Below are 9,002 nucleotides of genomic sequence, written 5' to 3'. Positions count from 1 at the left end.
ACCAGATGCAGGCGCTGATGACACGCACGCCGAGTCTCGAACCTCCGGGACCGCTGCCCTGGACTCAGGGACACCAGACCACGTGGGCCCACCGACACTCGGTCACACTCCCGGGCGCCTTCTCAGCGCCGACGCTCGGCGACACCTGGCCTCCCTGCTCGTCTACGCCGCCCTCGCCGCCCGCCAACGCGGCGCACCCCTCGAGGCACGCGACGACGACCCCAACAGCGACACCGACCTCATCGGCCCCATCACCGACACCCACCGAGCTATCCAGCTGCGCCACACCCGCACCCGCGACCACCGCCGCACCACCGGACCCCACCCCGACACCCCCACCCCCGAACACCTCATCCAACACACCCCCGAGACCATCCTGGCAGCCGAACACTGGACCGACCCCTTCACCGGCCGCAACACCCCCAGCACCGGCAAAAGCACCCCGAGCGACGACACCGACCAGGCCTGGCGCGACGAACCACCACCCTTCTGACCGGGAGCCTGCCGGTCAGCGGTCCCCGAGTCCGGCCGCCCGACCACCCGAGCCTCACCCCTGACATCGGGCCACCGTGACCCCTACCTCCAGCGGCTAGACTGGGAACGCAAGACACACGCGCTCCGGGGTCGGTGCAAGTCCGAACCGGCGGTGACAGTCCGCGACCCGACCGCAGCCAGCGGCCGGTTGACCTGGTGGAACTCCAGGACCGACGGTGAAAGTCCGGATGGGAGGCAGCGCGAGGGTCGACGGTTATCCCGTCGCCCGGCACGTCGGCATACGCCGTCACCGAGCCGAGCGACTCGGGCAACCGCCCCTCACGTCCCCTCAGACGTCCCTCCCCGGGCACCGACGAGGAGAGGACCACGGTGAGGGCCACCACCCAGGCACCCGGGCACGTCCCGCCCGACGCGGCGGTCGCGACCGCCCTGCGACGCGCGGTTCAGCTCGCCGCCCGCGGCCCCGCCCGTGACCCGAACCCGCGCGTCGGCTGCGTGCTGCTGTCCCCCGACGGGACAACCGTCGGCGAGGGCTACCACCGAGGGGCCGGCACGCCCCACGCCGAGGTGGTCGCTCTGATGGAGGCCGGCCCCAGGGCGCGTGGCGCGACCGCCGTCGTCACCCTCGAGCCGTGCGCCCGCAGCGGCCGGACGGGCCCTTGCGCCCATGCCCTGGCCGAGGCCGGCGTCGCCGCCGTGCGGTATGCCGTCGCCGACCCCACGCCTGCCGGCGGTGGCGCGCACGAGCTGGCCGCCGCCGGGGTGGAGGTACGTCGCTCCCCGGACGAGGGGGCCGACGAACTCGTCGCGGACTGGCTCCGTGCCGCCAGGCTGGGCCGCCCGCACGTCCTCTGGAAGATCGCCAGCACCCTCGACGGCCGGGTCGCCGCCGCGGACGGCACCAGCAGGTGGATCACCTCCGCCGCCGCCCGGGAGAGCGCCCACCGGCTCCGGACCTCCGTGCACGCCGTGGTCGTCGGGACCGGGACCGCCCTCACCGACGACCCCGCCCTCACCGCCCGTGCCGCCGACGGCACGCTGCTCCCCGTGCAGCCCCTCCGCGTCGTGGTCGGGCACCGGGACCTGCCCGACGGTGCCAGGCTCGACGACGACGCCGCACCCACCCTGCACCTGCGCACGCACGACCCCGCCGAGGTCCTGACCGAGCTGCGGTCGCGGGGCGCGCAGAGCGTCCTGATCGAGGGCGGGCCACGCCTCGGCGGCGCCTTCTGGCAGGCCGGGCTGGTCGACGAGCTGCTGGTGCACCTCGCCCCCGCCCTGCTGGGGGCCGGCCCGTCGGCCGTCCCCGACCTCGGTATCGGCACCGTGGCCGACACCGCCCGGCTGGAGATCACCGAGACGACCCGGCTCGGCCCCGACCTGCAGATCCGCCTGCGACCCCTCACCCCGACCCCCCACCAGGAGGACTGATGTTCACCGGCATCGTCGAAGAACTCGGCACCCTCGTCTCCCGCACCGACGCACCCGGCGGCGACTCGGCCGTCCTCGAGATCCGGGGCCCGCTCGTCGCCTCGGACGCCGTGCATGGATCCTCGATCGCGGTCGACGGGGTATGCCTCACCGTCACCACCCGCACCGAGGAGGGGTTCACCGCGGACGTGATGGCCGAGACCCTCGCCGTGACCAGTCTCGGTCGCCTGCACGACGGGGACCGGGTCAACCTCGAGCGCGCCCTCCCGGTCACCGGCCGGCTGGGCGGTCACGTCGTCCAGGGTCACGTCGACGGCACCACCACCGTCCTGTCCCGGACCCCCGGCGAGCGCTGGGAGGTCGTCCGCCTCTCCCTGCCCCCGTCGTTGGCCCGGTACGTGGCGCACAAGGGGTCGGTCGCCCTCGACGGGGTCTCGCTGACCGTCTCCGCCCTCGGCCCCGACTGGTTCGAGGTCTCGCTCATCCCCACCACGCTGGACCTGACGACCCTGTCCCGGCGCGCCCCCGGCGACAGTGTCAACGTCGAGGTGGACGTGCTCGCCAAGTATGCCGAGCGCCTGCTCTCCCCGGACCTGACCTCGTGAGCGGCGGGGGTGTGATGGGCACGGACGGCGTCGTGAACACGGACGGTGTGATGAGCGTGGACGTTCCGACCAGCACGGGCAGAGCGACCGGCGCCAGTGGCGTGGAGGCCGCCCTGGCGGCCCTGCGCGAAGGCAGACCGGTTCTGGTCCTGGACGACCAGGAGCGGGAGAACGAGGGCGACGTGGTGCTGGCCGCCCAGACCCTCACCCCGCGCTGGACCGGGTGGGCGGTGCGGCATACCTCCGGGTTCCTGTGCGCGCCGCTGCCCGGCGAGCTCGCCGACCGGCTCGAGCTGCCGTTGATGGTGCGGGACAACGAGGACCTGCTGCGCACCGCGTACACCGTCACCGTCGACGCCGCCGTGGGCGTGAGTACCGGCATCAGCGCCGCCGACCGCTGCCGGACCGCGCAGGTGCTGGCCGACCCCGCCACCGTGCCCGGTGACCTGCGCCGCCCCGGCCACCTGGTGCCGCTGCGCGCCCGGGACGGCGGGGTGCTGGCGCGGCGCGGGCATACCGAGGCCACCGTCGACCTCTGCCGGCTGGCCGGGCTGGCCCCGGTCGGGGTGATCGGCGAGCTCGTCGACGACGAGGGGGAGATGCTGCGCGGACCGCAGGTGCACGCCCTGGCCCGCGAGCACCACCTGCCCGTCCTCACCATCGAGGACCTCGTCGCCTACCGGCGACAGCACGACCTGCCCACCACCGTCCCGACCCACCCCACCAGGAGCACTGCATGAGCAAGTCCGGAACCCCCGAGCTCACCGTCGACGGCAGGGGCCTGCGGGTCGCGGTCGTCGCCGCCTCCTGGCACCAGGAGGTGATGGACGGTCTGCTCGACGGGGCCCGTCGCGCCCTCGCCGAGGCCGGCGTCGAGGACGTGCGCGAGGTCCGGGTCCCGGGCAGCTTCGAGCTGCCCGTGGCCTGCGCCCGGCTGGCCCGGGAGGGCCGGGTCGACGCGCTGGTCGCCCTGGGCGTGGTGGTGCGCGGCGGCACCCCGCACTTCGAGTACGTCTGCCAGGCCGCGACGTCCGGGCTCACCCAGGTCTCCGTCGAGACCGGCGTGCCGGTCGGCTTCGGGGTCCTCACCTGCGACGACGACCAGCAGGCCAGGGACCGCGCGGGTCTGCCCGGATCCACCGAGGACAAGGGCCACGAGGCGACCACCGCGGCGCTGGCGACGGTGCTGGCGCTGCGCTGACCTGCGCCTCAGGCGGTGTGCCCACCCGGCCGTGACAGCCACCACAGGTCACGCCCGAAGGACCAGACGATCAGCACCACCCCGACGCCGACCGCCAGCTGAGCGAGCCAGGGCGGGATCACCGGCAGCACCGACCAGACGAGGATGCCTCCGGCGGTGGCCGCGATCACCTTGCGGGAGCCGCGCGGGGGCAGCGGCGCCCGCCACCGACGTCCGGTCAGGCGCAGCAGCAGGAACGCGTAGTGCGCCAGCCCGATGGCCAGGGCCCAGGGCGCCAGCGGCGCCAGCGCCACCGACAGCACCAGGATGAGCAGCGCGTCGGTCTCCTCGTCGAAGTGTGCGCCGAAGCGGCTGGTCCTGCCGGTGCGTCGCGCCAGGTGACCGTCCACCAGGTCCAGCGCCCAGGCCGGCAGCGCCAACGCCCACAGCACCCAGGCCCGCGCGGGCTCGGTGCCCTCGGACATCAGCAGGGACATCAGCACCAGGGAGGAGGCCAGCAGCACCAGCACGGCGCGGGCGCCGGTCACCAGGTGGGCGAGGTTGAGGCGGTCCAGGCTGAGCCGGCGCCGCTCGGGCGCGACAATGTCCGACATGAGGGCTCGAGCGTACTGGACCGTCTCCGCCGGTCAGGGTGTCATCACCGAGGAGGAGCTGGCGCCGCCGGGCCCCGGCCAGGCCCGGGTGCGCACGCTGACCTCCGGGGTGAGCCGCGGCACCGAGCTGCTGGTGCACCGCGGGGAGGTGCCCGACTCGGTGGCCGAGCGGATGCGGGCACCCTTCCAGCAGGGCAGCTGGCCCGGCCCGGTGAAGTACGGCTACCTCTCGGTGGGGCGGGTGGAGGCCGTCGGCGATCCGCAGGACGGCGACTGGGTCGGCCGACGGGTGTTCTGCCTGCACCCGCACCAGGACCGCTACGTGGTGCCGCTGGACGCGCTCACCCCGCTGCCGGACGACGTCCCGGACGACCGGGCGGTGCTGCTGGGGACCATGGAGACGGCCGTGAACGCCGTCTGGGACGCCCAGCCCGCCTACGGGGACCGGGTCGCGGTGGTGGGCGCCGGCATGGTCGGCGCCTGCGTCACCGCCCTGCTCGCCAGGATGCCCCTGCAACGCCTGGAGCTGGTCGACCCGGACCCGGCGCGGGCCGCGCTGGCCGGACCGCTGGGGGCCCGCGGCGTCGACCCCGCGCAGGCCGGCGACGAGTGCGACGTGGTCATCCACTGCTCCGCCACCCAGCAGGGCCTGCAGCGCGCGGTGGACCTGCTGGGCGACGAGGCGACCGTGGTCGAGATGTCCTGGTTCGGCGACCGCCCGGTCACCCTGGACCTGGGCGGGGCCTTCCACGCCCGCCGCGGCCGGATCGTGGTCAGCCAGGTCGGCACCATCAGCCCGGTCCGCTCCGCCCGGCGGGACCACCGGGCACGGATGGAGCTGGCCGCCGCGGCGCTGCGCGACCCCGCCCTGGACGCGCTGCTGGCCGGGCCAACACCGTTCGTGCGGCTGCCCGCCCTGATGGACGAGCTGGCGGCCGGGGGCGCCCCCGGCCTGTGCCACGTGGTCCACTACGAGCACACCGACGACCCGAGCTGACGACCGGAAGGACCCCGTGTTCACCCTCACCGTCCGCGACCATGCGATGGTCGCCCACAGCCTGCCCGACCCCTTCTTCGGCCCCGCCCAGGGGGTGCACGGCTGCACCTACGTGGTGGAGGCGACCTGGGAGCGCCCCGACCTGGACGAGCACGGCGTGGTCGTCGACATCGGCGCCGCGACCGAGGCGCTCTCCGCCGTCCTGGGCCGGATCTCCTACCGCAACCTGGACGACCTCGAGGAGTTCGAGGGCCAGGTGACCACCACCGAGGTGATCGCCCGGTGGGTCGCGCAGCGCCTCACCGAGCGGATCGATCCGGACCCGTTCGACGCCCTGGTGGTGACCCTGCGCGAGCACCCGGACGCCTGGGCGAGCTACCGGCTCGCACTCTGATGTGGGTGACCTGATGAGGGTGACCTGGGTGGTTCGGGAGGCCGACCCCGAGCTGCCCAGCGGCGGCGACCGGTATGACGCCGCCGCCATCTCCCGGTGGCGCGCCGCCGGGGCGCAGGTCGAGGTGGTCACCGCGACGGGGCACTGGCCGCACCCGGACGGGGTGGCCCGGGACGAGCTCGAGCAGCGGTGGGACCGCCTCCCCGACGACCCGGTGATCGTGGATGGGCTCATCGGGGGTGCCTGCCCCGAGGCGGTCCGCCGCTCCGCTGGTCGCCGGCCCACCCTGCTGCTGGTGCACCTGCCGCTGCCGGTCGAGGCCCCCGCCGACCGGCGGGACGACCTCGCGGAGCGGGAGCACGCCGCGGCCCGGGCCGCCCACGTCGTGGTCACCACCAGCCACTGGGCCGCGCAGGACGTGCGGGACCGTTACCCGGGGTGTGCGCCGGTGCTGGTCGCCGCTCCCGGGGTGGAGCCCGCGCCGGTGTCGCCCGGCCACGGCGGCGAGGGACACGTCCCGCAGCTCCTGGTGCTGGGCTCGCTGACCCCGCGCAAGGGGCTGCTCGTGCTGCTCGAGGCGCTGGGCGCCGTCGCCGACCTGGCCTGGCAGGTGGTGCTGGCCGGTCCGGCCCCGGACGCCGCCCACCTCGCGGCCCTGCGGGTCGCCGCCGACCGGACGGGCATCGCCGACCGGGTGCACCAGCCCGGCCCGCTCACCGACGGGGAGCTGGAAGACGCCTGGGCGGCCACCGACCTGCTGGTCCACCCCTCACGGGTGGAGACCTTCGGCATGGTGGTCACCGAGGCCCAGGCCCGGGGCATACCGGCCGTGGTGGTGCAGGGGACCGGCGCCCAGGAGGCCCTCGGCGGCACCGCCGGGACGGCCGTCGGCCCCGACGCCGACGACCTCGCGCAGGCCCTGCGGGACTGGCTCACCGACCCGGCGCTGCGCCGACGGTGGCGGGACGAGGCGCTCGCCCGGCGCGCGTCCCTGCCCGGCTGGGAGACCACGGTGGCCGCCCTGGACGCCGCCGTGCAGCGCGCCCGGCAGGATGCGGCATGAGCACCGGGACGGGCCCCGGGGCCACCGGCCCCCGGCCCGAGCGCCCGGTGGAGCAGGACTGGCTGGCCCTGCGGGTCCCCGCCGACACGGCCGCCCGCGACAGCGGCTCGGCCGTGCTGCTGGACACCCTGCGGCAACGCTGGACCGACCGTGCGGTGCGGTCCGTGCAGGTGGTCGACCTGGGGGCGGGCACCGGCGCGAACCGGGCCTACCTGGAGCCGCGCCTCGGGCTGCCGCAACGGTGGACCGTGCTGGACCACGACCCGGAGCACCTGGACCATCCCGGGCACGGCGACGCCGAGCGGGTCTGCGCCGGTGTCGCCGAGCTTCCCGGGCTGCTGGCGCAGCTGCGCCCCGGCCCGGGGGAGGCCCTGCTGGTGACCTGCGCGGCGCTGCTCGACGTGCTCGGCCGCGACGACCTGGAGGTGCTGGCCGAGGCGGTCGTGGGCTCCGGGGCGGACCTGCTGCTGGCGATGTCGGTGACCGGGGAGGTCGGGTGGGAGCCCGCCGAGGCCGACGACGCCCTGCTGGCCGAGGCCTTCGACGCGCACCAGCAGCGCCAGGACCGGCCCGGCCCGCTCGCGGTCCCGGTGCTGGTCCGGATGCTGGAGGAGCGGGGCCGCGCCGTCCGCACCGCCGACACCCCGTGGCTGCTCCCGGACGCGGGTGCCGGCTCCGGCGAGCAGCTGCTGCGCCGGTTCCTCGACGAACGGGTCCGGGACGCGCTGGAGGTGCGTCCCGGTCGGCGGGCGGCGCTGACCCGCTGGCAGGGGCACCGGCACGGGCAGCTGGGCGCCGGCGCCCTCACGGTGCGGGTCGGGCATACCGATCTGCTGTCCTGCCCCGAGGTCAGCGGGGAGGCGCCAGCACGGTGACCGTGTCGTCGCCCAGGTACCAGCGGTCCAGCACCACCGGGCGGGCGGCGTCGCAGAGCCGGTCCACCGAGGGGGCCCGCAGCCCGGGGACGCCGTCGCCGATGAGCACCGGCGCGGTGGTGAGGTAGACCCGGTCCACCTCACCGGCCTCCACCCAGGCGCTGACCAGCCGGCCGCCGCCCTCGACCAGCACCCGGTCGATGCCGCGTCCCCGCAGCCGGGCCAGCACCTGCGCCGGGTCCATCGGCCCCTCGGTCTCCCACCGGAGCACCGTGACGTGCTCGGCGAGGCCGTCCAGGTCGGCAGCGGGACGGGCCCCGGCGCCCAGCACCCAGAGGGTGGGGGCGGCGCCGTCGGTCAGCACCCGCGCTGCTGCCGGCAGCAGCCCCTGCGGGTCCAGCACCACCCGCACCGGGTTGGTGCCGGTGACCGCCCGCACGGTGAGCTGCGGGTCGTCGGCGACCGCGGTGGCCGCGCCCACGACGACCGCATCGACGAGCGAGCGGAGCCGGTGCAGGTGGGTGCGGTCCTGCTCCCCGGTGACGAAGGTGGCGTCCCCGGTGCGGGTGGCGATGTACCCGTCCAGGCTCTGTCCCAGCTGGGCGATGACGCGCGGCCCGTCCGGGGCGGTGAGGTCGGCGTACCGGGCGCCGGCGGGGTCGTCCGGCGCCTCGTCCGCGTTCACCCCGTCCGCGTCGTCCTGGACGGCGTCGTCGTGGCCCATCCGCTCCCGCTTGGTGCGCAGGTAGCGGGCGTTCTCCGGGTAGACCGGGACCGACAGGCCCTGTCGGCCGACGACCTCCACGCCCAGCGCCAGCAGAGCCTCCTCCTTGGCCGGGTTGGAGGTGAGCAGCCGGACCCGGCGCAGGCCCAGGTCCTCCAGGATCAGTGCGCAGTGGTCGTAGCTGCGGGCGTCCGCGGGGTGACCCAGCCGCAGGTTCGCCTCGACGGTGTCCACCCCGGCGTCCTGCAGGGCGTACGCCCGGACCTTCTCGACGAGCCCGATGCCGCGGCCCTCGTGCCCCCGCAGGTAGACGACCGCACCCCGGCCCTCCTCGGCCACCTGCGCCAACGCCTGCTGCAGCTGGTCCCCGCAGTCGCACCGGTGCGAGCCCAGCGCGTCACCGGTCAGGCACTCCGAGTGCACCCGCACCAACGGGGCCGGGCCGGGCCCGGAGCCAGGCTCCGGATCGCCCAGGCCCATGCTCAGCGCCACGTGCTCGGTGCCCCCGTCGTCCCGGTATGCCGTCATCGTGAAGACGCCGTGCCGGGTGGGGAGGACTGTCTCGGCCAGCCGGGTGACGGCCGGGCCGGGCGTGAGGGGTTCTGCGCTCATCGTCCGAGTATC

At 75.6% G+C, this 9,002-nt stretch carries 10 protein-coding genes, 1 pseudogene and 1 riboswitch; of the genes and pseudogenes, 9 read left to right on the top strand and 2 right to left on the bottom strand.

All coding sequences use genetic code 11. The annotated features are described in order from the left end of the window. The 5 genes and pseudogenes from ACI3EY_RS11805 to ribH form a co-directional block, all read left to right on the top strand. Positions 1-493: hypothetical protein (locus ACI3EY_RS11805; protein ID WP_405040518.1), on the top strand; the 493-nt coding region annotated here is incomplete at its 5' end. Positions 494-611: 118 nt separating this feature from the next. Next, positions 612-738: riboswitch (FMN riboswitch) on the top strand. A gap of 126 nt (positions 739-864) precedes the next feature. Then, on the top strand, positions 865-1,926 hold the full coding sequence (gene ribD / locus ACI3EY_RS11800; protein WP_405040517.1) for a bifunctional diaminohydroxyphosphoribosylaminopyrimidine deaminase/5-amino-6-(5-phosphoribosylamino)uracil reductase RibD: 1,062 nt from the start codon (positions 865-867) through the stop codon (positions 1,924-1,926). After that, positions 1,926-2,531: a riboflavin synthase gene (locus tag ACI3EY_RS11795; RefSeq protein WP_405040516.1), complete on the top strand. Its 606-nt coding sequence runs from the start codon at positions 1,926-1,928 to the stop codon at positions 2,529-2,531. Before ribD ends, ACI3EY_RS11795 begins: the two co-directional genes overlap by 1 nt. A 50-nt stretch (positions 2,532-2,581) precedes the next feature. Continuing rightward, positions 2,582-3,247, top strand: a pseudogene (ribB, locus tag ACI3EY_RS11790) (3,4-dihydroxy-2-butanone-4-phosphate synthase); the annotation flags it as partial. 20 nt (positions 3,248-3,267) lie between these two features. Further along, complete coding sequence (gene ribH / locus ACI3EY_RS11785; RefSeq protein ID WP_405036371.1) at positions 3,268-3,732, top strand: 6,7-dimethyl-8-ribityllumazine synthase; 465 nt, start codon at positions 3,268-3,270, stop codon at positions 3,730-3,732. Between the two features lie 8 nt (positions 3,733-3,740). Here the strand turns inward: ribH and ACI3EY_RS11780 are convergent, their stop codons facing one another. Next, positions 3,741-4,325 carry a CDP-alcohol phosphatidyltransferase family protein gene (locus ACI3EY_RS11780; protein ID WP_405040515.1) on the bottom strand — a complete coding sequence of 195 codons (585 nt, stop codon included), beginning with the start codon at positions 4,323-4,325 and terminating at the stop codon, positions 3,741-3,743. Here ACI3EY_RS11780 and ACI3EY_RS11775 point away from each other — a divergent pair. The 4 genes from ACI3EY_RS11775 to ACI3EY_RS11760 are packed head-to-tail and all read left to right on the top strand — an operon-like array spanning position 4,324 to position 7,654. Beyond that, positions 4,324-5,322, top strand: a complete 999-nt coding sequence (locus ACI3EY_RS11775) for a zinc-dependent alcohol dehydrogenase (RefSeq protein WP_405040514.1) — start codon at positions 4,324-4,326, stop codon at positions 5,320-5,322. The two genes, ACI3EY_RS11780 and ACI3EY_RS11775, sit on opposite strands and share 2 nt — an antisense overlap. A 16-nt stretch (positions 5,323-5,338) precedes the next feature. Further along, entirely contained in the window at positions 5,339-5,716 is a 378-nt protein-coding gene (locus ACI3EY_RS11770) for a 6-pyruvoyl trahydropterin synthase family protein (protein WP_405040513.1), read from the top strand. Between the two features lie 13 nt (positions 5,717-5,729). Next, positions 5,730-6,779, top strand: coding sequence for a glycosyltransferase family 4 protein (locus ACI3EY_RS11765; RefSeq protein ID WP_405040512.1), 1,050 nt, complete (start codon positions 5,730-5,732; stop codon positions 6,777-6,779). Next, entirely contained in the window at positions 6,776-7,654 is an 879-nt protein-coding gene (locus ACI3EY_RS11760) for a hypothetical protein (protein ID WP_405040511.1), read from the top strand. The genes ACI3EY_RS11765 and ACI3EY_RS11760 overlap by 4 nt, the downstream gene beginning before the upstream one ends. Here the strand turns inward: ACI3EY_RS11760 and ribA are convergent. Continuing rightward, the gene (gene ribA, locus ACI3EY_RS11755; RefSeq protein ID WP_405036377.1) at positions 7,629-8,990 is read right to left on the bottom strand and encodes a GTP cyclohydrolase II; all 1,362 of its coding nucleotides are present in this window, start codon (positions 8,988-8,990) and stop codon (positions 7,629-7,631) included. The genes ACI3EY_RS11760 and ribA overlap by 26 nt on opposite strands. Between the last annotated feature and the right edge of the window lie 12 nt (positions 8,991-9,002).

It is taken from the genome of Serinicoccus shuyuelongi (genome assembly GCF_045032955.1).
GTDB lineage: Bacteria > Actinomycetota > Actinomycetes > Actinomycetales > Dermatophilaceae > Ornithinicoccus.
Note: the sequence above shows the minus strand (reverse complement) of the source record. Positions and strands in the feature narration are given on the sequence as shown.

What these genes read in the sequence shown, in the direction of transcription:
- ACI3EY_RS11765 (WP_405040512.1), top strand. Translation starts at nt 5,730, where the DNA reads ATGAGGGTGACCTGGGTGGTTCGGGAGGCCGACCCCGAGCTGCCCAGC.
- ACI3EY_RS11780 (WP_405040515.1), bottom strand. Translation starts at nt 4,325, where the DNA reads ATGTCGGACATTGTCGCGCCCGAGCGGCGCCGGCTCAGCCTGGACCGC.
- ACI3EY_RS11775 (WP_405040514.1), top strand. Translation starts at nt 4,324, where the DNA reads ATGAGGGCTCGAGCGTACTGGACCGTCTCCGCCGGTCAGGGTGTCATC.
- ribH (WP_405036371.1), top strand. Translation starts at nt 3,268, where the DNA reads ATGAGCAAGTCCGGAACCCCCGAGCTCACCGTCGACGGCAGGGGCCTG.
- ribA (WP_405036377.1), bottom strand. Translation starts at nt 8,990, where the DNA reads ATGAGCGCAGAACCCCTCACGCCCGGCCCGGCCGTCACCCGGCTGGCC.
- ACI3EY_RS11795 (WP_405040516.1), top strand. Translation starts at nt 1,926, where the DNA reads ATGTTCACCGGCATCGTCGAAGAACTCGGCACCCTCGTCTCCCGCACC.
- ACI3EY_RS11760 (WP_405040511.1), top strand. Translation starts at nt 6,776, where the DNA reads ATGAGCACCGGGACGGGCCCCGGGGCCACCGGCCCCCGGCCCGAGCGC.